Origin of the sequence: Acinetobacter geminorum (assembly GCF_013009345.1) — a bacterium.
GTDB classification, from domain to species: Bacteria; Pseudomonadota; Gammaproteobacteria; order Pseudomonadales; family Moraxellaceae; genus Acinetobacter; species Acinetobacter geminorum.
Genome location: NZ_JABELE010000028.1, coordinates 1 through 26,750 on the forward strand (window position 1 = coordinate 1; position 26,750 = coordinate 26,750).

Annotated in this window: 25 protein-coding genes and 8 pseudogenes; 17 read left to right on the forward strand and 16 right to left on the reverse strand. The window is 35.6% G+C overall.

Features of this window, described 5'->3' with window-relative positions; genetic code table 11:
* Positions 1–237: 237 nt before the first annotated feature.
* From HJG58_RS17765 to HJG58_RS17790, 6 genes and pseudogenes are all read left to right on the forward strand, one after another.
* Positions 238–462, forward strand: a complete 225-nt coding sequence (locus HJG58_RS17765; protein ID WP_125510319.1) for a hypothetical protein — start codon at positions 238–240, stop codon at positions 460–462.
* Between the two features lie 27 nt (positions 463–489).
* Positions 490–858, forward strand: a pseudogene (locus HJG58_RS17770) (plasmid replication DNA-binding protein); the annotation flags it as partial.
* A gap of 339 nt (positions 859–1,197) precedes the next feature.
* Positions 1,198–1,533, forward strand: coding sequence for a carboxymuconolactone decarboxylase family protein (locus HJG58_RS17775; RefSeq protein ID WP_002125301.1), 336 nt, complete (start codon positions 1,198–1,200; stop codon positions 1,531–1,533).
* 284 nt (positions 1,534–1,817) lie between these two features.
* Complete coding sequence (locus HJG58_RS17780) at positions 1,818–2,246, forward strand: hypothetical protein (protein ID WP_002124576.1); 429 nt, start codon at positions 1,818–1,820, stop codon at positions 2,244–2,246.
* Positions 2,165–2,371, forward strand: a pseudogene (locus HJG58_RS17785) (GABA permease); the annotation flags it as partial. The gene HJG58_RS17780 and the pseudogene HJG58_RS17785, both read left to right, overlap by 82 nt.
* Before the next feature lie 400 nt (positions 2,372–2,771).
* On the forward strand, positions 2,772–4,880 hold the full coding sequence (locus HJG58_RS17790) for a TonB-dependent receptor family protein (RefSeq protein ID WP_002124575.1): 2,109 nt from the start codon (positions 2,772–2,774) through the stop codon (positions 4,878–4,880).
* A 444-nt stretch (positions 4,881–5,324) separates the two neighbouring features.
* On the opposite strand, the gene HJG58_RS17795 is transcribed toward HJG58_RS17790, so the two are convergent.
* On the reverse strand, positions 5,325–5,753 hold the full coding sequence (locus tag HJG58_RS17795) for a hypothetical protein (RefSeq protein WP_000877730.1): 429 nt from the start codon (positions 5,751–5,753) through the stop codon (positions 5,325–5,327).
* Positions 5,754–6,353: 600 nt separating this feature from the next.
* Between HJG58_RS17795 and HJG58_RS17800 the strand changes: the two genes are divergently transcribed.
* Genes HJG58_RS17800 through HJG58_RS17810 form a run of 3 tightly spaced genes read left to right on the forward strand, consistent with a single transcriptional unit; the run spans position 6,354 to position 7,207 of the window.
* Positions 6,354–6,710: a type II toxin-antitoxin system RelE/ParE family toxin gene (locus HJG58_RS17800; protein WP_006581604.1), complete on the forward strand. Its 357-nt coding sequence runs from the start codon at positions 6,354–6,356 to the stop codon at positions 6,708–6,710.
* Complete coding sequence (locus tag HJG58_RS17805; RefSeq protein ID WP_001140619.1) at positions 6,703–7,005, forward strand: helix-turn-helix domain-containing protein; 303 nt, start codon at positions 6,703–6,705, stop codon at positions 7,003–7,005. The genes HJG58_RS17800 and HJG58_RS17805 overlap by 8 nt, the downstream gene beginning before the upstream one ends.
* Positions 6,998–7,207 (forward strand): hypothetical protein, encoded by a 210-nt coding sequence (locus HJG58_RS17810; protein WP_000069471.1) that lies wholly within the window; start codon positions 6,998–7,000, stop codon positions 7,205–7,207. Before HJG58_RS17805 ends, HJG58_RS17810 begins: the two co-directional genes overlap by 8 nt.
* A gap of 109 nt (positions 7,208–7,316) precedes the next feature.
* Here the strand turns inward: HJG58_RS17810 and HJG58_RS17815 are convergent, their stop codons facing one another.
* The 5 genes and pseudogenes from HJG58_RS17815 to HJG58_RS19100 form a co-directional block, all read right to left on the reverse strand.
* A complete protein-coding gene (locus HJG58_RS17815) occupies positions 7,317–7,535 on the reverse strand; it encodes a hypothetical protein (protein WP_029747731.1) in 219 nt (72 codons plus the stop codon).
* Positions 7,536–8,205: 670 nt separating this feature from the next.
* Positions 8,206–9,365, reverse strand: a protein-coding gene (locus HJG58_RS17820; RefSeq protein ID WP_085945698.1) for an IS3 family transposase whose coding sequence is annotated in 2 segments (ribosomal slippage) — positions 8,206–9,131 and positions 9,131–9,365 — 1,161 coding nt in all. Because the reading frame shifts where the segments join, the coding sequence is not laid out codon by codon here.
* A gap of 166 nt (positions 9,366–9,531) precedes the next feature.
* Positions 9,532–10,077, reverse strand: a pseudogene (locus HJG58_RS17825) (IS5-like element ISAba13 family transposase); the annotation flags it as partial.
* On the reverse strand, positions 10,005–10,310 hold the full coding sequence (locus tag HJG58_RS19185; protein WP_308738294.1) for an AAA family ATPase: 306 nt from the start codon (positions 10,308–10,310) through the stop codon (positions 10,005–10,007). The pseudogene HJG58_RS17825 and the gene HJG58_RS19185, both read right to left, overlap by 73 nt.
* Entirely contained in the window at positions 10,265–10,393 is a 129-nt protein-coding gene (locus tag HJG58_RS19100; RefSeq protein WP_002123981.1) for an AAA family ATPase, read from the reverse strand. The genes HJG58_RS19185 and HJG58_RS19100 overlap by 46 nt, the downstream gene beginning before the upstream one ends.
* 185 nt (positions 10,394–10,578) lie before the next feature.
* On the opposite strand from HJG58_RS19100, the gene HJG58_RS17835 reads away from it, so the two are divergent.
* From HJG58_RS17835 to HJG58_RS17845, 3 genes and pseudogenes are all read left to right on the forward strand, one after another.
* Positions 10,579–10,899: a type II toxin-antitoxin system Phd/YefM family antitoxin gene (locus HJG58_RS17835; RefSeq protein ID WP_170249747.1), complete on the forward strand. Its 321-nt coding sequence runs from the start codon at positions 10,579–10,581 to the stop codon at positions 10,897–10,899.
* 255 nt (positions 10,900–11,154) lie between these two features.
* Positions 11,155–11,364, forward strand: a pseudogene (locus HJG58_RS17840) (type II toxin-antitoxin system RelE/ParE family toxin); the annotation flags it as partial.
* On the forward strand, positions 11,351–11,542 hold the full coding sequence (locus tag HJG58_RS17845) for a hypothetical protein (protein ID WP_002123976.1): 192 nt from the start codon (positions 11,351–11,353) through the stop codon (positions 11,540–11,542). The pseudogene HJG58_RS17840 and the gene HJG58_RS17845, both read left to right, overlap by 14 nt.
* Positions 11,543–11,718: 176 nt before the next feature.
* Here the strand turns inward: HJG58_RS17845 and HJG58_RS17850 are convergent, their stop codons facing one another.
* The 9 genes and pseudogenes from HJG58_RS17850 to HJG58_RS17890 all read right to left on the reverse strand — a co-directional run bounded on the left by HJG58_RS17850 (position 11,719) and on the right by HJG58_RS17890 (position 21,183).
* A complete protein-coding gene (locus HJG58_RS17850; RefSeq protein ID WP_000236586.1) occupies positions 11,719–11,973 on the reverse strand; it encodes a hypothetical protein in 255 nt (84 codons plus the stop codon).
* A 216-nt stretch (positions 11,974–12,189) separates the two neighbouring features.
* Positions 12,190–12,657, reverse strand: coding sequence for a hypothetical protein (locus HJG58_RS17855; protein ID WP_002123983.1), 468 nt, complete (start codon positions 12,655–12,657; stop codon positions 12,190–12,192).
* 60 nt (positions 12,658–12,717) lie between these two features.
* On the reverse strand, positions 12,718–13,173 hold the full coding sequence (locus HJG58_RS17860) for a hypothetical protein (RefSeq protein ID WP_130128028.1): 456 nt from the start codon (positions 13,171–13,173) through the stop codon (positions 12,718–12,720).
* 663 nt (positions 13,174–13,836) lie between these two features.
* The gene (locus HJG58_RS17865) at positions 13,837–14,073 is read right to left on the reverse strand and encodes a hypothetical protein (RefSeq protein ID WP_000152657.1); all 237 of its coding nucleotides are present in this window, start codon (positions 14,071–14,073) and stop codon (positions 13,837–13,839) included.
* A gap of 208 nt (positions 14,074–14,281) precedes the next feature.
* Complete coding sequence (locus tag HJG58_RS17870; protein WP_162137887.1) at positions 14,282–14,443, reverse strand: hypothetical protein; 162 nt, start codon at positions 14,441–14,443, stop codon at positions 14,282–14,284.
* A 72-nt stretch (positions 14,444–14,515) separates the two neighbouring features.
* Positions 14,516–14,967 (reverse strand): annotated as a pseudogene (locus HJG58_RS17875) (hypothetical protein).
* Positions 14,968–15,158: 191 nt separating this feature from the next.
* Positions 15,159–18,359, reverse strand: coding sequence for a site-specific integrase (locus HJG58_RS17880; RefSeq protein ID WP_002125867.1), 3,201 nt, complete (start codon positions 18,357–18,359; stop codon positions 15,159–15,161).
* Positions 18,360–18,363: 4 nt separating this feature from the next.
* Positions 18,364–20,706 carry a hypothetical protein gene (locus tag HJG58_RS17885; protein ID WP_130128029.1) on the reverse strand — a complete coding sequence of 781 codons (2,343 nt, stop codon included), beginning with the start codon at positions 20,704–20,706 and terminating at the stop codon, positions 18,364–18,366.
* 12 nt (positions 20,707–20,718) lie between these two features.
* On the reverse strand, positions 20,719–21,183 hold the full coding sequence (locus HJG58_RS17890) for a hypothetical protein (RefSeq protein WP_000911011.1): 465 nt from the start codon (positions 21,181–21,183) through the stop codon (positions 20,719–20,721).
* Between the two features lie 274 nt (positions 21,184–21,457).
* On the opposite strand from HJG58_RS17890, the gene HJG58_RS17895 reads away from it, so the two are divergent.
* The 5 genes and pseudogenes from HJG58_RS17895 (at position 21,458) to HJG58_RS19105 (ending at position 25,315) form a co-directional block, all read left to right on the forward strand.
* Positions 21,458–21,625 (forward strand): YhfG family protein, encoded by a 168-nt coding sequence (locus tag HJG58_RS17895; RefSeq protein WP_002125865.1) that lies wholly within the window; start codon positions 21,458–21,460, stop codon positions 21,623–21,625.
* Positions 21,626–21,637: 12 nt separating this feature from the next.
* The gene (locus tag HJG58_RS17900) at positions 21,638–22,234 is read left to right on the forward strand and encodes a putative adenosine monophosphate-protein transferase Fic (RefSeq protein WP_002125876.1); all 597 of its coding nucleotides are present in this window, start codon (positions 21,638–21,640) and stop codon (positions 22,232–22,234) included.
* A gap of 337 nt (positions 22,235–22,571) precedes the next feature.
* Positions 22,572–22,828 (forward strand): annotated as a pseudogene (locus HJG58_RS19190) (hypothetical protein).
* Between the two features lie 916 nt (positions 22,829–23,744).
* Positions 23,745–24,050 carry a helix-turn-helix domain-containing protein gene (locus HJG58_RS17905; protein ID WP_005130167.1) on the forward strand — a complete coding sequence of 102 codons (306 nt, stop codon included), beginning with the start codon at positions 23,745–23,747 and terminating at the stop codon, positions 24,048–24,050.
* Positions 24,050–25,315 (forward strand): annotated as a pseudogene (locus tag HJG58_RS19105) (type II toxin-antitoxin system HipA family toxin). The gene HJG58_RS17905 and the pseudogene HJG58_RS19105 overlap by 1 nt, the downstream one beginning before the upstream one ends.
* Positions 25,316–25,876: 561 nt before the next feature.
* Here HJG58_RS19105 and HJG58_RS17920 read toward each other — a convergent pair.
* A pseudogene (locus HJG58_RS17920) lies at positions 25,877–26,506 on the reverse strand (alkaline phosphatase); the annotation flags it as partial.
* Between the last annotated feature and the right edge of the window lie 244 nt (positions 26,507–26,750).

Here is a 26,750-nt window from a genome sequence, read left to right on the forward strand (position 1 = left end):
TGTGAAGTACCTTTTGTAATTATCCTCTGAAGGATAAATGAAAATTAAGTACTTACACAAAATTTAGAACAGTCCCAGCCGTGGCTGATTTGATTGTTCACTTGGGCTTATTTGTATTAGTTCAGACTTGATCGTACATTCTTCTTGAAAAAGAGAAAGTTACCCGTACTTTCTCGCTATTCCAGCACTTGATTTCAAAGCCATCCGATGAGAAGCACTGCTTCGTAAAGCGGCTATTTGACGTGCATACAACAACCTGACCGTCATGCGTCCGGTCATTCTTTAATGGCTCAGCTCAATATGTTTGGCAATCAGCTTTCACGACTACCTGAATTTTCAAACTTAGCAAATGGTAATGAGAGCTATGATAGCCTAGCAGCAAAAATCAAAGAAATGCTGAGAGATCCAATACAACAAAAGCACTTCTTACCCCATCTAAAGAACCTAGGCTTTAAAGCTTGAGTGTATTGAAGAATACACATATTGTATTCTTCAATACAAAATCAAAATACACCTGAATACACAGATAAAACAGTTGTAGAACTCAAAAGCCAAATCGATTTTTTAAAAAAGCAGTTAGAAAAAGCCGAAGATCGTGAAGCCAAGGCAAACGCTCGCATAGATACACTGCTGACCCTCATTGAAATGAAGCCTCCACAATCCAATATGACTACGTTTACCGATCAGAAACCAGACCCGGATATAGCAACATATCCTCGGTCAGAACTTGAGCCGAAAGATGACGGATTGACTACTCCGGAGCAGACAGAAAATAAGCGGATTCCAGTGCCGGAGCACGTTGAACAGGAACCGGAGAAAAGGGGCTTTTGGAGCCGTTTTTTTAGACCCTATGATTAACCACGATTGTTTAACTAATATGAACAAAGTCGTGAAACATTGGTCAAAGAATAGGCGTGGAACGTGAAAAATCATAAAAAAACCCACCTTGGGGAAGATGGGCTATCAACTAGAAACTACAGCATTGATTTCTAAAGATAATTATAACGCATTTCGTATAAGGTGTATTATGTTAATTTTAGAATAATTATAAAGTGTCCCACTTGGATGAGAATGGGTGTTCAAGTAAGTGTTGATTTTGCAATAAGATTAAAATTACGTTGTTTACACAAAATTTAAGAAATTTTATCTCCAATTCAACTAATATTAAATCTGTATTTAATCAAAGGTATTTTTAAAATGTTCCTAGATTGGCCAGAACATACAGCACATGTCAAAAAATCATTTGGATCTTTAGGAAAAACTCACCCTAAAATGCTTCAAGCTTATTTAGCACTTAATGATGCTGCTGCTGCCGAGGCATTAGATATCAAAACACGTGAATTAATATCTATAGCAGTGGCAATCACTACGCGTTGTGAAAGCTGTATTTCAGTGCATGCAGAAGCAGCAATGAAAGCTGGTGCAACAGAAAGCGAAGTAGCTGGTGCTTTAGCTACAGCAATTCATTTGAATGCAGGAGCTGCATATACATTTGCTTTACGAGCTTTAGAGGCATATGAAGCACAGAAATAATATCTTTATTAGGTATTGAAAAAGATAATTTGACTAGAAAAACTGCTACATAATTATTTGAAAAAATTTAATGTACAGTCTCAAAAATGGGAGTTCAACAAAACTCCCATTTTTTATTATTGAGTCAGTTCTTAGTCGATGTAATGAGAATTTAATATAATAGCAATTACATTAAATTTCTTTAATTATCATAAAGATAATGTCATTTTTAAAATTTCGTATAACGTGTATTATGTTAATTTTAGAGAAATTTCATAATTCTGATTTTTTAGCTTAGGCCTTTAATGCAAAACTCTTATTCCTCTTTAGAAGAAATTTCATCTCTTGAATCTTTTGTGATAACGAGTCATATAAGTTCATATCATCATAAAATGATGTACGGTTTACCGAAAAATTTTAAAAAAATAGTTAAAAATGATAGTAATGAAGCCTTTAAAATTAATGCTAAGGCGTACCACTCCTCTGTTACAGGTAAATTTTTAACTCATAGATCATCTGCATTATTTGATGACATAGTTGATCATCCAGAAAAGTTAAAAATAGACTCTCAGTTTCTTCAAACTCTTAAATCACTAAAGCTATACCCAAATGATATTTTTCCCGAATGGAATCAGCATATTGAAATATATAATATTTTACGTATCTTGCAATCTTCTTTATTATTGGCGCACTTATTACCATGTTGGTTGAAGGCACTTATTTCAAAGAAGTAACCTATACCAGTTTACTTGCATTGTTTATTGTTGGATTAGGCATCTGTGCACAGAAGTTTAACTGGGGAAAGCATGCTCAAGATAAATCTGATAACACTCAGGCGGACTTGACCAACAATCTGTAATGTAAAACTAATGTCAGATTAAGCAAAATTCAACATACACTAAAACCAATGGCCTCCCAGTGAAAGCCATTGGTTTTTTAGGCTAAACTCAGCAATAAGTTCAATTTTTACTCAAATGTTAGCCACCGTTTTTATCTATCTTTCTGTATTCATATTCTAGAAAACTGTCAGCCTGTTTGATATTGCAGAACACTTTCAGAAAAGAATTTTGTATAGATTGCCGGCTCACTTTTAAGTGCTTTCACTATTCCCTTTATTCTAATAATTTTTATATAACACTTGAATAAAAAGCAAACGATTATCATTTACAGATCTCGCTAGTCAGCTTATCATTTCACAAACTTACAAATTCTCCGTATTTTCTTCACATTTAACCTATACATCATTTTAAGGATCTCTTGTGTTACTCCCTCATTTCAAAAAATCAGTCCTCACCCTCTGCTTATTTCCCTCCATACTTTATGCAGCCGATACATACCCTACTGTGACGCTTAACACGATAACTGTGCAAGCCGAAGGCAACTGGTTAGATGAAGCCAATGCACAGAAAGTACTAAATCATGCTGGAGCGCGTACAGTCATTCAGCGTGATGAGTTGATTAACCGAGGCGTAACTTCTGTCAAAGAGGCTTTACGCACTGTGCCTGGTATTCAAGCTCCTGAAAATGCAGGAACAGCAGGGAGTGATGCATCGTTAAGCATCGGTGTCCGTGGTTTAACGTCACGGTTTTCACCACGCTCACAGGTACTCGTGGACGGTGTTCCACTTTCGTTTGCCCCTTATGGTCAATCACAACTCTCCTTAGCACCCACTAGTTTAGGCAATACTGAAAGTATCGACGTGGTGCGTGGCGCGGGCTCTGTTCGCTTTGGGCCACAAAATGTAGGAGGGATTATTAACTTTAACTCGCGTACAATTCCTGAAACCTTTGCTGGAACGGTAGACCTCACTACAGAAATTGCAGAAAACGGTCATGTAAAATTTAACCCCAACTTATTTGTGGGTGGAACCTTAGACAACGGTTTAGGCTTAGCGCTGTTATATTCTGGCGTTAATGGAGAGGGTTTTCGCGATAAAAATGATGACTCTGACATCAACGATATTCGCTTAAAAGCAGCTTATGCAATAGATGAATATGCAAAAATTGAAGCCAATCTACACCGCTACGATGCAGATGTAGATATGCCTGGAGGTTTAACCCCTGCTCAATTTGCTGAAAATCCATATCAGTCCTTGCGCAATCATGATTATATGAAAGGGCATCGTACTGACGGTTCAGTTAAATACAGCTATAAAAAAGATGACAATGCCTTTGAGCTTTTGGCCTATCACACTGACACCTTCCGTGATGCAGGAATGGAACGTAGTGGATCAAAACTGTACCAAACGGCGCCACGTAATTATAAAGTGACGGCAATCGAGCCACGGTATTCGCATGCGTACCAACTTGGGACTACTGAAAATGAAGTTTCTGTGGGCTATCGCTATCTACATGAAACTAGTGAAGAGGCGGTTAATCGTGCAAGCTATAACACGGTCACAGGCCCTACAAATGAATATGCTTGGACCAAAGCAGACGGGAAAACAGATGCACATGCATTGTTCATCGACAACCGCACAGATGTGGGTGCATGGTCTCTGATTCCTGGTGTTCGTTTTGAGAAAATCAAAACCACCGAAAATATGTACAAATTAAATAAAGATGCATCGGTACTCAACGGAGTACATGCTGAAAAATCCTATGATGTAGTATTACCAAGCTTTTCAGTCATGTATAAAGCCAATGATTTGTGGAATATTTTTGCAAACTACGGTAAATCTTTTGCACCACTACAATATAGCCAAATGGCTAATACCAATGCGTCAGGTGCCTATCTGACCATGCAAGGCTTGCAACCTGAAAAAGCCAATAATTATGAAATTGGTACACACTATTTAGACCCATATCTATCCCTAGAATTCACCCTGTTTTATATTGATTTTTCTGATGAATTAAAACGAGATGATGCAACTCAAACTTACTCAAATTTAGGTGCCACTGAACACAAAGGAGCCGAGTTCGGATTTAAATATAATCTCGGTGCAATCAGTGACGAACTCAGCGGTATTTCGCTATATGCCAATACCACTTACACCAAAGCAACCGCATCTGCTGGGGAAAACAAAGGACAAGATCTCGACTTTTATTCACAATTGGTCGGCAATGCTGGAATAGACTATAAAATTGATCAATGGACACTAAACACTAATTTCTACGGTCAATCTGGTCAAACCGCATCGGGCACCCATGATGCTACTGGACGCTATGGCAACATTCCTGGTTATGGTTTAGTGGGTATTCGGGCATCCTATGATTTTTCCAACACACAACTCAATGGTCTCAAAGTGGGCTTCGGTGTGAAGAACCTATTTGACCGTGAATACTACACTCGTTCAGCGGATCAAGTCGGTGGAATGTATGTAGGTGCGCCACAAACGTATTATCTACAAACCTCATTTGATTTCTAGACACTCAATTCTAGAAAAGCAAATATTCAGGCAGAGACACCTCTCATTCATCTTTGCAAAAGTGATGTCCTCGCCTGAAACAACTTTCCCTTTATTTCTAGACAGCACCGAAAGCTGAAATGGATACTCTGTCTGATAAATGTCAGCCCCTCGGCATAAGTTGCTCAGCTCAACCTACAACCTTCAAATCTAATAAAAGATACTAGAAAAAGTGCTACATAATTATTTGAAAAAGTTTAATGTGCAGTCTCAAAAATGGGAGTTCAACAAAACTCCCATTTTTTATTATTGAGTCAGTTCTTAGCCTATGTAATGAGAATTTAATATAATGGAGATTGTATTAAATTTCTTTAATTATCATAAAGATAATATTATTTTTTTTGAATTTCGTATAAGGTGTATTATGTTAATTTTAGGGAAATTTAAGAATCTCTATGCAATGGTTTATTCAATATTCTTTGATTTCTTATCTTTTAGGTTAATCAGAAATAGCCAATAACATAAGCCAGGAAATAGAGCCATAAAGATAGTCCATGTATCTGTATACATCTTCCACCACTCTTTCGAAATTTCTCCTGTGTGACTCCATCCAAAAAGAATAAAAAATGGAGTAGCAATAATTATAGAGGCAATACAGATAGTTAATAAATTAAGACTGTTATAACGATTTAAAAGAATTGAGAATATGAAGCTGAAAGGTACAGTCAAAATACAATAAGCCAAGTAGACAAGACCGTGCCCTACAAGAACCACTAAAATCGAGTATAGGCTGTATTCCTGATTCATTACGATAAACAGGACTGCTGTGAAAAAAAGTAGTGGTAAAGGAGAAAGTAAGAGAGCTTTTACTATTTTTTCATTTGAGTATTTCACTAATTTAATTCTCTTATCTACTCAATAAATAATAATACTATAACGATTTTATTGGAGGTTTTTTGATTCTATTTAACATAATGGGTGTTATACGAAATTAACAAATTGAAACATATAAAAATCAAAAACTTATGCTATAAATAATTTGCTCGACGATGTCGAAAAGCTGACTTGGAAACAAGTCGGCTTTTTTATGAGCAGTTTTGATATATTTTGCCAATAAAATTGGTTAAAAAGCGATCAAATCGTAATTTCCTTCCGATTCCTTAAGGCTTCCATTTCTGAATTTATCCCCATTTCTTGCGGATAAGCTTTGGGATAATTTTTGATGATTTTTTGTACGCTTTGGCTTACAGCATTTTACGAAATTGTTTGTATCCAAGCACCAGTGAAGTCCCTATGATCGATCTATATGAACAGGATGTTCAATGACTTAAAACAAGAATAATCAGTCAGACACCATGACCATTAGGTAGTCAGCCCTACCTATGCGCTCCACACCGAAAAATCCCGACATGACGTCGGGATTTTTTATTGTCATTTGAATAATAATTCAATTAAGCATAAAATATAGATTGTAATCTATATTATGGTTGTAATATGTGGACAGTCATTACAACGGATCTGTTTAACGAATGGCTTGCACAGCAAGATCAATCTACACAAGAGAAAGTACTCGCAGCGTTGGTCGTTCTACAGCAACAGGGACCAAGTTTAGGTCGTCCTTTAGTAGATACCGTCTATGACTCCAAATTTACCAATATGAAAGACCTACGTGTTCAGCATCGAGGTAAATCACTGAGAGCCTTTTTCGCGTTTGATCCTTTACGACAAGCTATTGTGCTGTGTATCGGTGATAAAGGTGGTAAAAAGCGTTTTTATAAAGAGATGTTAGATATTGCCGATCAGCAATACGAAATTCATCTTTCAACTTTAGGAGATCAATCTAATGGCTAAGACCCTACAAGAATTATTGGCTAATCGCTCTCCAGAGAGTCAAGCTCGTATTCAACAAATGGCGGATGAATTATTGTTGGAAACTCAGCTTCACCTTATTCGTGAAGAGTTAGAGATTTCTCAAAAAGAATTGGCTGCAACCCTTGGAATCAAACAGCCTTCATTGTCAGCAATCGAAAATCGTGGTCATGATCTTAAAATTTCAACGATGAAAAAGTATGTCGAAGCAATGGGCGGAAAACTTCGTATTGATGTAGAGCTTCCAACAGGAAAACACATAGGATTCAATGTCTAATAATAAACCTTTGAAAAATAGTAGTAAATTACTTGTTAACTTGGACAAGTTTATATTTTTAGTCAATGCTGCTGATAGCCTAGAGGAAATTGAAATTATTAGAGATTTATGCTGTGACTATTTTTCACATTGTAAGAAGTCAAGCTATTACACTGATATTTTCGACAATGCTTATTGGATAAAATATTACGAAATAACTTAATCTTTCCAGATTCGCATAAGAGATTTTATGCTAAATAGATATGAGAAAGGCCATAAATTGTGACTTTCTCATATACGAAGAGAGAGCTGAGAACTTTCGTTTTATTGATTTATTCAAAATGAAGCTGATATTGATGTGTGGTGATTTTAATTTTTAGTTGCTTATATTTTCTTTTCGTAGCGCTCAGAGCTGAATTAGACACTTCTGTATAAAATATAGGATCATTCATCAAATCAGAAAATAATTTATATCCAATCAATAATTTACTGTATTTATTCCCATCTTTGAGATTCGTTTCAATTAATTGATCTAGAAAAACTATACATATTAGCCTCGATAGAGTGTTTCTGAACGGACACCATACAGGGTTGGCGATAGGAACTAAAGTTAAATTAGGTATTGATATATGCAATATTATTGTAAAAATAATAGATTAAACTTATATCGAGGCTAAACTTTACTCCTTTAATAGTAAAAATCTTATTCAGGATCCAAGATATATCCTTCTAAAAGACTTTAGTCCTTCTCTTTTTCAAGTCAAATTTACCCGTAATTCTGGCTAGAATACTCTCTCAAAATTGCATATACCCTATATTTATCTTGATATAAGGTCTTTTCTATAATTTTTTGGATATCTTCACTAGTCCATTTTTGCTACTTAGCTTTAAAAATGAACTGTGATTGCAGAACAAATGAGTGTTCACCTTTTCTTAAATAAAGATTCTTGACTTTTTTTTGCATAAGAAACAATTCAATAACCTATACTCTTAAACTTTATACTAGTTGGGAAAAATTTACTTTTAATTATAACTTAATAAAACACTTAACTTGTAAAAAAAACTAAATTTCAGTTACTTAATAGACAAAAAAATATTATTATTTTTGTATCAGTAATGTTTGATATTCTTTGGATTGTATGTTGTGGGTTCTTATAGTATTTCTAGGTTTAATCAGTACACTATTAATTATTTCCATATTAAAAGAGTATTTTAATGATCCTAGACAGTATCGTGGACAACAAATCCCTCTAAATTCTTAAAATATTTCTTCTCAAAGGCTTCAGGGCTTAACCAGCCATTTGCAGAATGTCTTCTGACCCGATTGTAATAAATCTCAATATAGTCAAACAAGACAGCATTCGCTTCTTTTCGAGTGGCAAACACACTGCCATGGACCACATGACCTTTCAATGTATGAAAGAAGCTTTCAGTCACTGCATTATCCCAACAGTTTCCACGTCTAGACATACTCTGAGTACAATCATTTGTCAGTAACAGCGCTCTAAAATCACGACTACAGTACTGTGAACCTTGGTCCGAATGAACCATAACACCAGTTGGATAACCCTGACGAGCCATTGCATAGTTAAACGTATCACACACCAACTGGCGGTCTATTCGATGGCTGGTTTGCCACCCCACGATACGACGACTAAATAGATCCAGCATCACACATAAATACAGCCAACCTTGCTTGGTACGGATATAGGTAATATCCGTTGTCCAAACCTTGTTAGGCTGAATGACTGTAAATTGACGCTCTAACAGATTGGGTGCTGTAGGCAAACGATGGTTTGAATCAGTCGTATGCTTGTATTTACGCGCAATCCTGCTGCGTAAACCCAGATTTTTCAGCATTCTTCCAACAGTGCGTTCACTCATGCTGTAACCTAAATCATGCATGTCATGTACCAATGAAGGTGCACCCAATCGTGCATGATGCTGCCAATATACGGCTTTTAAATCATTATATTTCTCTACCGTATTGGCCTGACGTTTTCGCCAGGCATAATAGCCTGAAGTGCTGACACCTAGGTATTTACAGGCAGAAGATACCGTGACTTCATTCATATCTAGATCTTGAATTACCGTGTACTTTTCTTGGCATGATCTGTTAGAAAGTACACATGCGCTTTTTTTAAGATGTCATTGGCTTCCTTGAGCTGTTTGACTTCTTTCTCTAATTCCAAGATCCGCTGTTGTTCTGGTGAAAGTTGACGTTTGCTTGAACCCACTGGATTGGTTTCACGAATCCATTTGTCTAAAGTTGAATAACCCACACCTAATTTCTGGGCGATTGCAGCTATAGGCTCGTGTGAGTTTGAAAGTGCATAATCAATTGCTTGCTGTTTAAATTCAGCACTAAAACGTTTGGCCATTTCTTGGATCTCCAAAGTTAACGTTACGTTATCTTTAGAGGGAAGTACTGTCCATTATTTTGGCTAGGATCATAAGAATCCTTTCAAATAGAAGAATAAATTCTAGTTTGTTAAGGCTTTGTTGCACAAAGATTTAAAAGTTAAGACTTCTCATATCTACTCAAATTTAAATGACAACTCGGGTATGTGGTCTGCCTAAGTCCGTAAATTTATTTAATACTGCCATACGTGCATGAATCTCATTGACTTGGCTTTGAAAATTTCTCGCACTGAGTTTATCCCCCAATAATTTGATGCAATGCATCTTGGTTTCAACCAAACTTCGCCGATGATAGCCTGGCCATTTCTTCCAAATAGTTCTTCCTAAACGTTTAACTGTTCAAAGCAACTCATTGCGTTCTAGCGAGCCCATCTTTTTATCTTTCCATGGCTTCGCATTTTTTCTTGGTGGAATCACTGCATGTGCTTGCCGATCCGCAATGACCTGTCGGCACTGTTTGGTATCATAAGCTCCATCGGTATAGACGGAGTCAACTCTCTCATCTTGTGGAATCTGATCGAGTAAATCACCAAGTACCTGTGAATCACTCACATTGTTGGTCGTGAGCTGAACAGCGCGTATTTGTAAGGTTTTAGCATCTATACCAATATGTAATTTACGCCATTGGCGACGATATTCAGGCTGATATTTTTTACGCTTCCATTCACCCTCATTTGTGGACGCAATAAAGCAATTTGACCTTCTGCCTCAACTTGATCGTCACCTAGAGTAAAAACTCCTTTAACGGTATTTTCTTGATTGAAATTACGATCAATAAAATCTTTATTATAGACTAGAGTTTTTATTGGTTCTTCACCAAGCCATTGAAGTAAACAATGTGTGTAGCCTAATGGTTGATCTATAATTCTACAATTGTAGTTTTTCCTGACCCATTTGCCCCAAATATAAAATTTATCTGCTTTAAACCATCTAATTGTGTTGGTACACTATAAGTAGCAACATTATTTATATAGACTCCAGTAAGCATAGCTTTCCCTATTTTTAATTTGCACGATTTAAAATTTATTTTTTTAGATTATATAGTTACATACAAATATCATCTACTAATTTTAGAAATATAATAGCCCCATAATAAATAACGGTCGTTTTCTTACATTCGGAACAATATTCTAAAGTGATTTAATTTTTGCCATCCAGTATAAGGTCTTAGATATGAGTCGATTAACTTTTATAAACGGTGCGATTGTTTCTGCGTCTGATGTTCGCAAATCTTGGAGCAGAATTGTTCAATGTGTCAAAGAAAGTCATAAACCTGTTTTTGTTTATACGAAGAATACGCCCGAAGCTGTTGTTCTGAGTTTTGAAGAATTTCAAAACATGCAGGAAATTGTTGAAGCCGTCCGGCGTGAACAGCTAGGACAACAAATGGTTTATGATCTTTTGGATATTAATCAGCTCACTGGTCAACCGATCAAACACATGCTTTTGAACCCCAAAGGTGTATTTGAAGAAGTAAATGGACAAGAAAAATAGCTTTTGAGGATATTAGCGGATTCGAGATTAGAGACAAGCTGATTTAAAAGTCATCTTATATTTATATTCGTTGCACAATGAGCTTTTATTTTCGTGAAATAATAGGAAGTGAAAACATTTTCGTAAGTTAAGTAGCCCTGGTGACATAGAGTTGACTAAGTTTATTGAAAATTACAAAGAACGCTTGGATGTCTATAGAACTATATTAAATAATGCACTGGGTAAAGTAATAGACTCACCCCCGGCGCAAACTTAGGAGAATCTCACACATTACCAATGAGTAAAGGACTATTTGAGTTGCGCTTAAAATCTCAAGAAGGTATTGCTCGTGTTATGTATTGCACACTAGTCGGTAAACGCATTGTAATGCTCCATAGTTTTGTTAAGAAAACCCAAAAAACACCTAAGCAAGATCTAAACCTAGCACTTGACCGCATGAAAGAGGTGAAAAATGCGAACACATGAAGAAATGAAAGCACTTGCATTATCTCGTTCAGCAGTGCGTACCGAATACGAACGAATTGAACGTGAAGAAATGCCCTTGCTCGATATGGTACTTACTGCACGTCGAGAGGCAGGTCTATCCCAAGCGCAAATCGCGGAACGCGTGGGAACAAATGTACCTCTGCCGTTTCACGGCTAGAAAAAGCATTGATCACAGGCAAACCATCACCATCTATTGCCACATTGCAAAAATATGCTGCGGCAATTGGTAAACATGTTGAAGTGCGTTTTGTCTAAATAAAAAAGCACCCTAGGGTGCTTTTTACCAATTCACTAATCAATCAACTTTACACATTTAGCAACAACATCCTGTGCCTATAGACCCTTATCTTTGAAATTACTGTTATACGCACGATCAATATCTCTTAAGCCTTCTTGAATTTCTGCTTTTGATGCATTTTTGTCTGTTAATATTTCATTCCTTAAGCTTTCCTTGGAAACCCCTTTAAGCCTTGCATCCATTATAAGAGACTGATTATATGCATCCTTTACACACTCATTGCGCTCTTTTAAAGATAATTTATTTGGAGTGCAGTGTGCTTCCCAAATTATTGCAAATTGAATAACCACCGTAGCTATTCTTAGAATTTACCTCTCCGCAATATCCTTTTATATTTTGGAATTGGGCTGAATCAGGATCTTTTAAGGTGCTTAAGATAGCTTCTTTTGACTCTTTTTCCACCTTTGAGCAACCATTAATCCCTACCAAACCAAGAACTAAGCTTAAAAAAATAATCTTTTTCTACTATGCGAATCGCTTCCTCTTCATCTGCTTGGTCAATAAAATCAGTTGGAGGAAATGGTCTGATCTGATCCATTAAATATTTGCCTCTTTAAATTTTTTAGCCATTCACTAGCGTATTCAGTCCGTAACTGCAAAGGTCCAGACTCATCAATGCGACATCTTGAAGCTGTCTCTATGCGAACTACGGTGTAGCCCATCTCTTCAGCCACATCGTAACGATCAAGACTACAAGCTTTATTTTTAAGTTTGCCCTTACGACCGCCAGACCATGGACCACCCGCAATTTCAACTAGTATTCGATACTCAATTAAATGAAAGTCAAACCGCCAGTGCTTAGTAGACTTAAACTGAAATTTCTTTTCATATTTAATTTCCAGATTATCTAAAGTTTCAGTAAATTCTTCTTCTGCCTCTAGATATTTTTGTGTAGGCTTTGGCAGTGGCCGGCTTTTAAGTTTAGTTTTAGGTTCTTTTTTCCGAGTAAGCCAAAAGTATTCTGTAGAATCCATTATTCTTACCCATAAAAAAACCGCCCTAAGGCGGTGGCTAAAAATAGAGACAACTAACTATTATTTCTTAAAAGTTGCCTTATAAAGCTTTGAATTAAAGTAATCCGTAATTTCTTTACCTTCGGTTTGAATTTTTTCCTCATTTAAAGGTAAAAAATCTAATTCATATTTCAAGCTCATATACTCTGGAATAAATTTCTTTATAGGCGGAGGTGGTTTAGGTCCACCTTCTGTAATTTTTTCGATAAATCCAGCTAACCATAAAATATACTCACCTTCTGAATTATGAGGAGGAATCAAACTCACATCTATTTTTACTTTACATTCATCTAATTGTTTACTAAACAATTCAACAAAATCAATAAAATTATATTTTAATTTAAATTCTGTTCCCTCAATTTCTCTGCGTATACATGTCATAAGTAAGTTCATATTTTCAATACAGTCATGTGAAAACAATTCCTCATCTTTAATTTTGCTATAAATATTTTCCGCAAACATGAGATACTGTGGCATTTCGGCAGCTCCTCATTTTTATAAAGTATTTTTCTTAAGGTAGTCCTATTATAACAATGTTGCAACAAGAAATTTTCCATTTTTAGTTTAAGGAAATTTTAAAAATTATAAAAACGATTATATTCAATAAATTAGTACGAATAAAAGCTAGGGAAGTTTGATTTTTCTATTGAGCTTTAAAATGGATTATTGTGTTTAAATTATCAATTTAAAAAGCTTGCCTAGTAGGCAAGCTCCCCCTTTTTTGATATTTGCGCTGATCAATAAGGTTTAGTGTTACTTAAAGCAACACACTGATAATACTGAAATATTTAAAAATAAAAAAGCCCACTTCCTATTTTTATTCAGAAATGGGCTTAGCGAAAAAAAACGCTTAGACCTGAAATAGGAAATATCTATTCGGAAATATCTCCAACTTCATATTGGCATAATATTTAAGCACTAGCAATAGGGACTGAATTAAAAATATCAAATATTCATATTTAAATAGATAAAGATTTCTTTTTTTGAATGGTTTTATTTTTAGCCTACATAATTTTTTTACTTATCAAGACTTATAAAGAATATGTGCCCATCAATAGGTAATACTTAATAAGGTCTTATGTGTAGTAACCATTAGGCTCTAGAGAGTAAGAAATCACACTGACTAAAAATAAAAAATAATTAATTTTCAATATCAATGATCATATACTGCAAAGTTAAGTATATTCCAACTTCTCCATTGTTGAGTGCCTCATATAAGTCTTCATCAACAAAATCTCCAGATTCATCATCTAGCCATTTATGAATTTGAATAATTTGTATATTCCCTTTTTTGTCTATTCTTGCTATTGGGTCTATTACGGACCGAACTATCACCTTCTTCTTCGTCTCAACATCAAGCAATGTGATAATTGTCATTTTAAAATCCTTATAAATATCCTGTATAACAACTACGCTCAATCAATAAAGATTTTTATATTTAAATTACTTAAATAGCAATCTTTTCAATCTAAAAAATAAATAAAAAACACTTTAATAGTATGTGCCTATTAGAAAAGGTACCTTAAATATTCTACTAGCAATAAAAAACCGCTTTAAGGGCGGTTCATATTATTCATCAATCTGATCATGCAGTTTTTTGATAAACTCTAATAAGCTTTTCTTTACTTGCATCATTAATTGCAACTAAACCCGTACTTGCTGCATTATTTAAAACCGCTACTGTTATATCGCTTTTCGCTTTGATTTTCGCACTTTCAACCACCGCATCATATTCAATATTATTCATTACCATTTGTTAGTTTCTCATTTTATAAAGTGAGAGACATTAATAATATGAAATCAGCAACTATTCAAGCACCTACTTAAGATCATCAGGCGTTTCCAAATAACACCCGTTTTTATTACAGAAAGCATGAATGTCGTTTAAGTATTCGGTTAATTGAACTGTACTTGCGTCTGTAGTGCTCATTAGCTCACATAGGCCACTTGCTACATCTTGGTAGAGAGGATGATTAGAATCTTTCAACTCTCTTACAGCCTTGAATGTTTTCTTGTATTGGCCAACGTCATCGCAATCATAGATTTTTGCTAAGAAGTTTTTCTTAAAGAACAGATGCTCGTAATCTTTATCTTTACCTTGACTTTTAGCCCATTGATTAAGCCAATCCAGTACAAACGGTTTTGAGCCTTCGAACGATCTTTCTCTTGTGGTGCCATCAATACAACTAACGGCTTCCCTTCATTCGCTGCCTTAGCATGATTCACATTAAGAAAGTTAGTTACTGGTGAAATGTCGCAACAAAAAACCACCCGTGGGTGGCTTGATTTTTTTTGATAAATTAATCAACAGCTCAAAAATGGGTAACTGTCAGATCGAGTTTGGACTACAACACTTTAGCTCATCGATTTACCAAAGCGCTAATCTTCACACTATTGTTTAAAATCCAGTAATCAAACTGTGATGCTAAAACTTTTAAATTCCCCTTTTTAAACTGCTTAGGCTATTTTAACCAAAGTTCATCTTCTTGCATGATTTTTAACATTAAATTAAATATAACCAGTAGAGTAACATTTTTTTTATTATGGCCAACAACTCTTTGAAAACTAAATTTAACTGTTCTCTCAAGCACTTCCAGATTGACTGGATAATTCTGTTTGTCTAAATTTAGGTGATCTCCAATAATTGGCTCTATACCAGCAATAAAATTAGCAATTTGTTGCTCATCATCTTTCTTTATGCATTGAAAATGTAGAAAGTTTTTACGTAATTTTCCAAATAATAATAATACCTTAAGTGCATTGACCACGTTCAACTCTTTAGGTATATCTTTCCCCTTATCATGTTGGTTATGCAAATCAAAGAGAGGAATTATTTCATCAGAACGTTTCAGTTTCTTAGCTTTGTTGTAAAGCTCATCAAACCAACCCCCATCTAAATTTTTATTACTAACATATTTCGTTTTTAAATTAAAATTTTTGGGGTCCATCCATTTAGTGCTCATAAATTGACATCGCTGCATCCATTCTTGTGCTTGAATATCTTCGCTTGAACGGCCATCTCTTAAACTTATCAAACGTTGAAAAGGCGTCAGAGTACTCTTCTCGATACTAAACTTCTTTTCTTGTCGACCAGCAATCATAACTGGCTGTGTTTGCTGATAAGAGTTAAACCATTTCTGCTGCTGAGTATAACGATTTAAGTTTATGTACTCTGTACTTGAATTCACTGGACCAAAACACTGTTCTAGGACTTTTTTTGAAATGATACACGGCGAATTGTAAATTCGATCGACTGCTAATAAATCCAAAACATGAAGATAATTTGAAGCCGTTTGTTCAATACTGCTATGCCCCATCCAAGAGGCAAGCACCTGCCATTTATGTTGAATAATCTCTTCATGAGCACGTGCTTTAACACCAAACAATAAATCACGCATCTTTTTTGCTTTTACCCAAGGACAATCTGTATATGTTTTAATCATTTCTTTTGAGCCCAGCAAAGTTATTGCTAGATAGTTAGCAGCACTGTGGCGCAACGTATGAAAACTAAAGCCATGATGCATACCTAATATTTGGTTAAACAACTCTACTGTAATTTTGCTGATACATTGATCCGTTAATACACGATGATTAACACTAAAAAGTAGATCATCCTGCTGATTAAACAAATATTGTTCATAACGATGTTGTATGTAATGTTGTACTACTAAAAACTCATGTTCTGACAAGGCAATTTTCAATGGTATTTGACGATTTGCACTTTGCGTTTTCAGACGGCGATATGAATTGTTCTGAATATGAAGCGTGATATTATTAAAAGCTGTATTTTCTTTTTCTTTATAAAGTAACTCTGGGCAAATAATATCTTGTATTTTAAGACAACGAACTTCATTTAATCGGAGTCCAGTTCTATAACTCAGTAAATACATCAGCTTTAAACAACTCAGATGATCGACCCACTCTGATGCCGTTGGCTCTTGACTTAAATGTTCTAGTTTTTCCAATAGCTTGCCAAATAACAAAGGGCTTACTAGGCGTGCATTGCAAATTTGTAAATGCTTAAAACTTGAATTCTGTAACACCAATACCTCTGGTGCATTAAAATTATCTATACAAAATTGATGAAAATCTTTTAGGCGACCAAAACGGTATTCTGCTGTTTGGTGCATCTTACGAGAGGTTTTTCCTTTAACAGCTTCACGTTGAGTTGCTTGTGCATCTCGTTCACTGCTATATTTCAACAACTGTCGATATAAATCTTCATAATCATCAATGGATTGTTGTTTTAAATCCAATTTATTAAGCCAAATTTCAAATATAAATTCTTTAGCAAATGATCCTAAGTAGCTTTCAATAGTTGATAATTGAAGCCCTCTTTTTTTTAAATGCACTAACCAGTGAATTAAGCGTAATTGGGCTTCAATTAAAGACTTTTCTTCCGTATTTGCATCACGCATCTTCTCCTCTAACACCCTTCTGATTTCTTGCCAAAAACGTAGCGTGCGTTCTTCTTTATTCCTCTTTTTATCTAAGCGCTCAACTTTTTGACCTTTACGTTTCTTTTGATCAAACAACATCAACTCATACGGAATCGTTTGTAATTTGCTTTGAGCCGTCGGAACTTCAGGATGTAACTGCTCTTGTTCAAAATGAATAGGGCTATTCTCTAGTTCCATGACTTGATTACGTTCATTACTCCATAGCAATCTAAATTCGGATGGCCGTAAGGCGACAGTATTAATCTCTTGCTGAAGTACATTACTTAAAAATATATCTAGGCTAAGGTTTGGATTAAATTCAAGTACCATTTGCACATCATTAAATGCACGAAATCCACGGCGTTTAATTTGATATTGCAGATCGCCCAAACTTTTGTTTCGTCCCATGCGACTCAAGCTTTCCAGAATACAATCTTCAATTGATTGTTGCAGACGATATTCTTTATGAGTAGCTTTCAACTTTTTTAAATATTGCAAGATGAACTGAGCATATGAGTTAAAAAAAACATGCTTCCATTGGTACAACTTTCTCTGTTCTACATCGTTGCCATATTGAGAGTTTTCAACACGATAATGTAGTAACAATGGATTAGTGATTTTTTTGTAGTCCGAATGGTATAACCGAAAACAATTCAGATCTGTACCAAGCTCAACGGCCTCCTGCAATTGCTGCTGAATAGCAACCAGATGCTGTTCATCTGCACAGCCTGAAATATATATAAAACTTAAGCATAAATCCCCCCACAAATATTTAGGGTCATCCCAATATCCAAGTGAATCTTTCCAATATGCTTTCAAAGCATTGAGTACCTGGGCATGTAACTGCCCTTGTTTTAACCGTGACTCCGTACTCTCAATTTTTCTAGGCAGTACGATCCGTTTAGTATGTGGATTTAGCCTAATTCTGTATGATTTTTTATCTACATTCTGGTTGAATTGCCTTCTTCTTTTATTAAATTCATCTTCAGTAAATTGCATCAGTTTAGATTGTTCATCTCGGCTCAATTTTTGACTCAAACAATCAACACTATCTTTAATGTCATGCCATTTTTCGGCGATCTGCTGATCAAGTTTTTGCTGCATGTCTTGCGTCAATACTTCAGGTAAAGAAGGCTGTCTTTCTTGCGACTTTTTCACCAATTTCTGAATATCAACAAATAGACCGTCTAGTTGTGGTTTTATTAGTTCTTTGATTTTTTGCATACAACTATTTTCGCTCTAAGTGTTTAATCGATAAAGATTTGACATTATCTTGCAATTGCTGGCGGACTTGCTGTACATAGACATTCGGAATAAGTGAAGAATACGGATGAAAAGCCTCTCGGTCACGTTGGTCATGACCATAAAGAGCCTGAATTAAATGGAATGCTAAAGCAGTTTTTTTTTCTTCTTTTTCTTCTGCATACATCAAAAAATTCATATCAAAATGACGTAACCAATTCGAATACATATTCTTTGGAAAGATTCCTTCCATATATAAATTTACCCAGTTTCGAGATAAAGGGATTAACTTAACTTTCCTGCTCTGCCACTCTTTGACAGTTATCGGCAAGATATCTTTACTATCAATGACCTTTCCGAATAAGTCATTGAGCGCAATTTTTTTCTTTGCAAATACTTGTTTTAAAAGTGGGCTATACAGTTCAATTATTTGTTTTAAAAATACAGTGTAATTTTGCAGTGCTATTAAGAAGAAATCGGATAGCGGGATAAATCGTCCATCCTTTCTTACCTTGCTATTCTTTTTATCGTTTACATATAGAATTTTAAGCTCAAAACAATAATCTTCCAAATTCCCCAACAGATTTTTATTAGGCCGTCTGGCCATGCTTAGCAAGCTAACATGCCACATCCAACACGCGTATGCATTCAATTGATTAATGATATGTTGATCTTTTTGAATATTTTCTTGGCAATGTCTATGTAAAAAAGCAAATTGCTCTTTCACAAAACTGGGTTCAAGTGCCAGTTGACTCCCTACCCTCCCTTTAGATGCAGATTGCACTTTGAATTGTTGTTGTAATATTTTGAGTTCAGCCGTGTCTTCTGTAAGTTCCTTAGAATGTGGTGTAAGTGCTGATTCCAAAAAAGCTAAATAGCTGCTATCAAGCTGAGCTTTGGGAAGTCCTCCGTAATAAATACCTGGCACATCATGCTTGATATCCCGCCTCGCAATCACATGAGTAAGATATTCATTATAGGTTTCATAATATATATGAAAATATAATTGGGCCTGAAGTTTTTCAACGGTGATAGTACCCACATACTGATTAGCAAACCACTTCTTAAGTTCGGAATTAATATCTCCTGAAGAGATCTTTGGATTCGATGCTTGTTCTATGTAGTCAAACCATGCCGCAGGTAGATGTAGTTGGTGAGTCATCTCTTCATTCCAACGCACAGGCTTTAAACTCTTAATTTTCTGCTCGGTAACTTTCAAATTTAAATTAAGTAAATATTCCCGTCGTTTTCTTGAACCATTCTGGATCAAAACACCATCTTGTATGAGCTCGTTAAAATCCATCAGTGCTATGGGAGATAATCCAGTCAAAAGTGACAATAAACATGCGGCAGCGATTGCAGCCTTATCCCAGTCCGCATTTAACTCAGTTCTCAACACATAAACAATTTGCTTCAGTACATCTGGTGCTAAATAATAAGGATTTGTAATAAATGGCACATGACGGCGTTGGCGATGCCGCGTGTAATATGCAGTATAATCACTAATTAAATGATTAAAATTTTTAGTTTTTTCATCTTCTGAGTATAATTCTACTTCAATGTCCAATAACTCAATTTCACCATCTTCATCTTTGTGAAGAGAGGCATCATAAAAACTGATCTTTGCGTTATGTCCGATATCTTCATACTTACCAGATTTTATTTCACGAAATTTTTTGAGTTCAATTTTAGTTGGCCATTGCAAAACTTTGCTTTTTTTTGACTTACGCTGACGATGAACAACACGACGATCATCAAGTCTTTTAAAAATTATTAATAGAGCCGATAAATACTCTATGACTTGTACTTTTTTGAAATTTTTAATATTAAAAAGTTGATTACGATCCTCTTTTTTCAAATTACGTTCGTACGTGACATAACAATTTAGCAGCTTACTACATTCATGAAATAATTCAGCATTATTAGAATCCAGCACATATCGTGAGACATAGCGTAGGAGGTCACAAACATGTTTTTGCTTATTCTCAGCTTTAGCAATTTTTGCAAATTCTTGATACTGCCGATATGTTAAAAAACTCGCTTGTAGAATCAAATAACGTTGCGATGACAGCTCTTGTGTATTACTAGTATCTGGACATGCAAAATAACTTAAAGAAGCTAGAAAATAATATTTACCTAATTGTCTAGAGCTAGATATATAGCCATATATCTGTTGCGCTTCCTTATATAGAGCGTGGGCTTTTTCACGTAAATCATCTGATAGATCGACAAATTGTGTATTCACAACATCATCATGTAATAGACAATAATCTTGTTTAAATTTTTCTGCTAAATCTAAGAATTGCTCTTCTGTTTCAATCTTTGGCATATTCGCTTTCGCTTAATTTTTTATCAAATTGCATTGGTTAAATTCATTACGATCTGAACAATTTGGTAAAAGTTGATCTTTTATTGAACTCTTTGTCAGCTTAAAAAATCTAGCAAAAAATTTAGCATCCAGCTCTTTCTGAGCTTTTCTCTCAAAGCACAAGTGTTGCTGTGATTTTTCGATAAAATCATCAAGATTATGTATCAACTGTAAGATTGCAACATAATTAGAATGTACACGTAAGCATGGCTCCGTTTGCATTAATAGCAATATTTTTTGCCAAATTTTCACATAGATTATTTTGAACTTTGCTTGTACTACTACTTTCTGGCTCTGTTTAATCTTTTTGATTTTCAGTAGTTCTGAGTTAATTTTTACTATCTTAAATTGAACATTTTGTCGCTCAAAGCAAAAGGGCATGATAAATTGCCCCATAAATATCTCTATATTTTTTACTAAATAGTCAAATTTTAACATTTTTATCGATATAAAAAATGAGCATATCTTTGTATATTAAAATTCATTTAATTTATCAACTAAATTTTCTCAAAATTACAATTATCAACAAATACATATGGTTTACTTATCATGGGTGGTCTAAATTTTAAAAATTCTTCCACTTTTTTTTAGTTTTCTGTTATTACATGAAACAATACCGTTGTATTACATTTTGAAATGCTGTGTATGCAGCATTGATCAAAAAGATTCTCTGCTATACTTACTTCACGTGTAGCATCAATGGAGTTTCGAAATGCTCAGAACCACTGAACAGAAAAAAAAATATATTCAAGCGACACGTGCGCAAAACTATCAAGCCAGCCTAAAGCTTGAAGGCATTACAACGACAGCTCAAACAACTCAACAAAGTAAAGCTGAAATCTTGCAAAAATATAAGAAGTATTCGCAACCCGAAACTTAGTCAGGTGCATGTATGGATAAATATGGGGAAATGGGTGACAGCCTGTATTGTTACCCTGGCACAAATATCCTAAAGAACAAACTCAATATTCATGATGAACAAATTTTAGAACAAGCTGAACTAGCACTGTCTGGATTGGCAAGTAACTTAATTGAATATGCTGAACCACCTTACGACTTACAATACTTAAAATCAATTCATGCGCAGCTCTTTGGCGACTTATACGACTGGGCAGGAAAGTTAAGACAAATCGATATTTCCAAAGGTGACACCCGTTTTTGTAATTTTTCCCGTATTGAAATTGAAACCAATAAACTACTCAAACCGCTTCAAGAAAAAAAATACTTTCAAGGCTTAGCACCACAACAACTGATTCCTCAACTTGCCGACTTGTATTGTGAGCTTAATGTCATACACCCATTCCGTGAAGGTAATGGACGTACACAACGGATTTTCTTTGAGCATCTGATTGCTCATTGTGGTTATGGTATTGATTGGTCTCGCATTGACTCTCAACAACAATGGATTCAAGCCAATATTGAAGGTTTTTATGGTAATTTAAATCCATTAATTAAGATTTTTGAAATATCCTTTATTCAAAATACCTAAAATTTAAGTAGTCAGAGCCCACAATCCTTAATGAGCCATCATCTTTGCTTCAATCCACTGATTAATTTCCCAAATAAACCAACAAACACGATTCTTAAAAATCTTAATACTCTTCGGGTAATTTAGGATCGTAATATGCAGATTACTTATCCAGAATTGAATAGATCGTTAACTTAGATAGACCTTTAAGCAATGTAACTTGCCGCATTTTTATCAACATATGTCTCAAAAAAGTTCGCCTATACATAAATTTATGGTGTTTAGTGATTAATCAATGTCTGATGACCTGAATGGATGTTACAGATTACATGCAAGTGAATTGATCTATGGCTATTTTATGGCTTTTGTGTAATCCAATCCATTTGATCCGAATGTTCTCTTTTGCAATAAAGCAGCCTCTTCTGCTTTTCTTGAACCAACGAACAATGCCATTGATTTGATTCAATTGGCAACGGTGATGCTGAATCACATCTCCAAAGAAGGGATTAAATGCAAGAAATGTGGTAAGTAAAAATAGGGGATGGAAGTTATTATCCGTCTAATTGGAACCAGCCCATGAGTGGAGATCAGTTGAGTAAGTATCATTTTAAGTGAATAAGAGAAGGATGGCTCACCTCACTTCTCCAAATAACAACGCTATACTTTTCAACCCAGGTTAGATATTGGCAACTACATTTCATTCTTCATCATGCTGGTCTTATAGCATGTAGACAATCACTACATCATTTGCATTCAATGCTCAATACAGCCTGTCAGCAGAACCGCAGCGATATTTTTTCCTGCATACATGTAGTGTTTAAATCCATTCATTTTTCAATGATCCCCTACCGTTTATCACATTTATGGTCAATCTTTAACCTTGTGAAAAATGCACATACCGATATCTTCAAACTGTCAAATTTATGGATACATGACATTTAAAGAAATTATCCGATCAATTTTTTAGATAAAACTCATCAAGAAAAAAGTTATTATTATTCATAACTTCACTAACAACCACATAAAAACAATAATTTAATAAATTATTCTTCCAATTTTTTTAGATTTAGTGTTATTACCCTAAATCCATGCTTAGCTCATTCTATTACATAAATGATTTAGAAGTATCCACGATATAAATTGCTTGCCCCCACACCTCTGCCCCTCTCATGCCCAAAAAATTTACACTAAAAGGCAGATTAAGCCCGTACGAGTTACATATCGCCGCATGCTATGTTGAAAGCATTTAAGAAAAAATCCTCAATATTTATAAGATTTTTAAAATATGAACTACTTTTCGAAGAACCCTTTCTAAGTAATGTGACCAAAAAGGAAAAATGAAAATACTGTGATTTCCTTATCAACAATCAGTCAAAGTACATCCTGATGAATTTCTGTAACCGATACCCAAGGACCAAACCTACCTTCCGAAGTGCTGTGCAACAAAGCCCTCCTCAACCACACTATAGCTATAAATTAATTCCATTATTTTGTGGTTTAATTAAATTATTAAAGTTTAAGACCCAATTTAATGGATTTATATTTCACTAAACCCGAAGAAGTCGTGACGCTTTTAGGTGAGCGTTTACGTAAGCAACGACTCTTTTTGGAGATGTCTCAAGCTGAGGTTGCAGCACGCGCTGGTGTCGGCGTGAATACGGTTTCGAATCTTGAAGCGGCACGAAATGTATCTGTTGAAAATTTAGTCCGTATTGCAATGGTCTTGGGTCGATTAAACAAACTTCAGGAGCTGTTTCAACCTCAGCTTAACAGTGTAAAAGATATTCTACGCTATGAAAGTCAAAGTAAGCACCAGCGTATTAAGAGGAAGGGATAATGCTCAACAGTCTTAATGTTTATTACAATGGTTGGGGCGAATCATGGTTATGGGGAACGCTGATTAGTTCAACAGCCACCACAGGTAGACCCACTATTGCTTTTGAATATAGTCCAGAAGCAATACAGCGAGGTGTTCAGCTCTCTTCTTATTTACTCCCTTTAAAAGGTCTACCACTGAGACAGGGTTTTCCTACTTATCAAATGGGATTACCTGGTCCAGTCTATGATGCTTTGCCGGATGGTTGGGGCATGTTATTAATGGATCGATATTTTCGAAAAATTGGACTGCATCCGGCACGAATCAGCCCTTTGGAACGTCTAACTTATATTAGCACCCATGCAATGGGTGCTCTCTCCTTTGAACCCTGTGTCGCAGAGATGCAAACTTCAGAGAATATTCCCCTGCCGCAATTGGCACAGGAAGTCCAAGAAGTCCTCAAAGGAGAAGGTGGCGAATTTTTTACAACATTTGCTGGTCATGGGTGGCTCCCCCCAAGGTGCCAGATCCAAAGCATTGGTTTACCGAAATCCTGTCAATTTTGAGTTTTCGACGCAAGCTTCTGATCAAAATGAAGCCTGGCTGATTAAGTTTCCTGCTCAGCAAGAGTATCCTGAAGTCTGCGCCATTGAAGCCGTCTATGCAAAATGTTTGCGACTTTGTGCAATCGAGACTCCAGACACCCATTTTTTTAATTTGCCCAATGGTTTAATGGCTTTTGCTTCTAAACGATTCGACCGTCAAAATGGCATGCGGATTCCAATGCAGAGTTTGGCTGCATATACCGGAGCAGACTATAAAGTTCCAGGTAGCCTAGACTATCGCAATTTTCTTCGGGCAACCTTGATGTGTACGCAAGATGTGCGGAAAGGCTGCATACTTTTAAACGTGCTGTGTTTAATGTACTTTTCAATAATCGGGATGACCATACCAAGAATTTTTCTTTTCTCATGGCAAAAAATGGTCAATGGAAATTGGCTCCAGCCTATGATGTGACCTTCTGTGAAGGTCCAGGTGGTTATCATCAAATGGACATTATGGGAGAAGCGCTCAATATTTCTCGAAATGACATACATAAACTCGGTACTTCAGAAGCGAATCTGACTACTCTAGAAGTCGATGAGATCATCTTGGCCATGCATGAAATTGCACTTCAATTTAGTCAAATTGCGCAACGCCTGTATCCTCATCAAATTCGAGAATCTACCCTAGAGATGATTCAATCACGAATTCAACAAAATATTGATTTTTTAACTGAAACCTAAGCGTAAATATAAACTAAGCGCCAACCATCAACTTATAGTTAGTCGCTACATAATCTGTAGAACCTGTGAATTAGCTCGCTTTATAATCACGAATATTAGATGGATCACCGCCAAGATACGTTCTGCAAGCGTGAAATCACTACATCCAGATCGAAAATCGCTAAGAAAAAACTATCACCAAAAAAAAGGTCTGCACTATGGATAGATACAGACCAAACTCTGGATAACTACCAGCACGAGAAATATGTCGCAATTTTGCATAGACATGAATTTGATAAAATCAGCCCAGAAAGCCAGAAATTCATAAAAACTATTTCATCAATCCCCTATAACTTAATCACGTTCATGGTCGATCTTAAATCTTGCGAAAAGTACTCATGCTGACCTAGCCAAACTGTAAAACTCATGTATTCATAGCCTTTAAATGAATCTTTCAATCGTTATATTTAAGGTAAAAACTAGTAATCAGAAGTTATTATCATCCCCATATAAAACAAACATCAGATTAAAAATAATAACTTTGTAAATTATTTATTCCATTTTTTTTATATTTAGTGTTATCTTTCCTAACTTCATCTGGGAGAGTTGAGTTTGATCATAGACCATTCGATAGCCTGCTTGTTGCATTTCTGCGATCAAATTCCGTTGGTCTATCCGTTCTCCCCCTTGATCTTTCGGCAGAAATTGACGCTTACCCCCGCCTAGAATCACATCAACCCCATCTTTTAATTTGACGTTATAACGCTGATAGATATCACCTTGCGAACTTGGTACTAATTGGGATGCTATGTCATTTTCAGCATCACGATGACAAATATGAGCATAAGTCGATGCTGGTGTAGCATGCGTAATGCGAGTTGTTGTGACTACCCCTGTACCCCAACCTCGTGCTTTGGCCAATTCGAGTAAAGTTTGGGTGTCTTGCTTATTTTGGATCTGAGGATTGGTTCCACATTGATGATTTCCGGTCTGATTTGGTTCTACTGCAATTGTTCCAGTCTGCATGGATATCACTTCATTTTTCATTTTTACACCTGTCATATAGGCACCCATCGATGGTGCGCTATCTGTAACCTGTGCAACTTCTGAGAAAGTACGAACAAATGCTGACTCTGGCAGTTGATCTATTGGCAGTTGGCAATCTTCACCAACAGCATAAATTCGTACAGCTGTTAGTGTCGTGATACCCATTCCATCTCCCAAGAAAAAAACCACACGTTGAGGCTGTTTTGATGGTTGTACTGAAGTAGAAGTTGATTGAACTAAAGCAGGACTTTGACAGCCCGTCAAAATAACTGTGCCCAAACTACACCATGCCAAACTTATTAATTTTTTATTAAATTTTTTCTTATGCCAAAGGCTTTGTTGCACAAACCTATCTCTAAAGGCTTATTCCACAATATAATTTTGAGATGAATAAGCCTACACCTAAAAT

Bases quoted from the DNA above. Each gene is read 5' to 3' on its own strand.
- HJG58_RS17775 (WP_002125301.1), top strand. From the start codon at position 1,198: ATGTTCCTAGATTGGCCAGAACATACAGCACATGTCAAAAAATCATTT.
- HJG58_RS17780 (WP_002124576.1), top strand. From the start codon at position 1,818: ATGCAAAACTCTTATTCCTCTTTAGAAGAAATTTCATCTCTTGAATCT.
- HJG58_RS17800 (WP_006581604.1), top strand. From the start codon at position 6,354: ATGTGGACAGTCATTACAACGGATCTGTTTAACGAATGGCTTGCACAG.
- HJG58_RS17805 (WP_001140619.1), top strand. From the start codon at position 6,703: ATGGCTAAGACCCTACAAGAATTATTGGCTAATCGCTCTCCAGAGAGT.
- HJG58_RS17810 (WP_000069471.1), top strand. From the start codon at position 6,998: ATGTCTAATAATAAACCTTTGAAAAATAGTAGTAAATTACTTGTTAAC.
- HJG58_RS19100 (WP_002123981.1), bottom strand. From the start codon at position 10,393: ATGCTTACTGGAGTCTATATAAATAATGTTGCTACTTATAGTGTACCA.
- HJG58_RS17835 (WP_170249747.1), top strand. From the start codon at position 10,579: ATGAGTCGATTAACTTTTATAAACGGTGCGATTGTTTCTGCGTCTGAT.
- HJG58_RS17845 (WP_002123976.1), top strand. From the start codon at position 11,351: ATGCGAACACATGAAGAAATGAAAGCACTTGCATTATCTCGTTCAGCA.
- HJG58_RS17855 (WP_002123983.1), bottom strand. From the start codon at position 12,657: ATGGATTCTACAGAATACTTTTGGCTTACTCGGAAAAAAGAACCTAAA.
- HJG58_RS17860 (WP_130128028.1), bottom strand. From the start codon at position 13,173: ATGCCACAGTATCTCATGTTTGCGGAAAATATTTATAGCAAAATTAAA.
- HJG58_RS17865 (WP_000152657.1), bottom strand. From the start codon at position 14,073: ATGACAATTATCACATTGCTTGATGTTGAGACGAAGAAGAAGGTGATA.
- HJG58_RS17870 (WP_162137887.1), bottom strand. From the start codon at position 14,443: ATGAATAATATTGAATATGATGCGGTGGTTGAAAGTGCGAAAATCAAA.
- HJG58_RS17880 (WP_002125867.1), bottom strand. From the start codon at position 18,359: ATGCAAAAAATCAAAGAACTAATAAAACCACAACTAGACGGTCTATTT.
- HJG58_RS17885 (WP_130128029.1), bottom strand. From the start codon at position 20,706: ATGCCAAAGATTGAAACAGAAGAGCAATTCTTAGATTTAGCAGAAAAA.
- HJG58_RS17890 (WP_000911011.1), bottom strand. From the start codon at position 21,183: ATGTTAAAATTTGACTATTTAGTAAAAAATATAGAGATATTTATGGGG.
- HJG58_RS17895 (WP_002125865.1), top strand. From the start codon at position 21,458: ATGCTCAGAACCACTGAACAGAAAAAAAAATATATTCAAGCGACACGT.
- HJG58_RS17900 (WP_002125876.1), top strand. From the start codon at position 21,638: ATGGATAAATATGGGGAAATGGGTGACAGCCTGTATTGTTACCCTGGC.
- HJG58_RS17905 (WP_005130167.1), top strand. From the start codon at position 23,745: ATGGATTTATATTTCACTAAACCCGAAGAAGTCGTGACGCTTTTAGGT.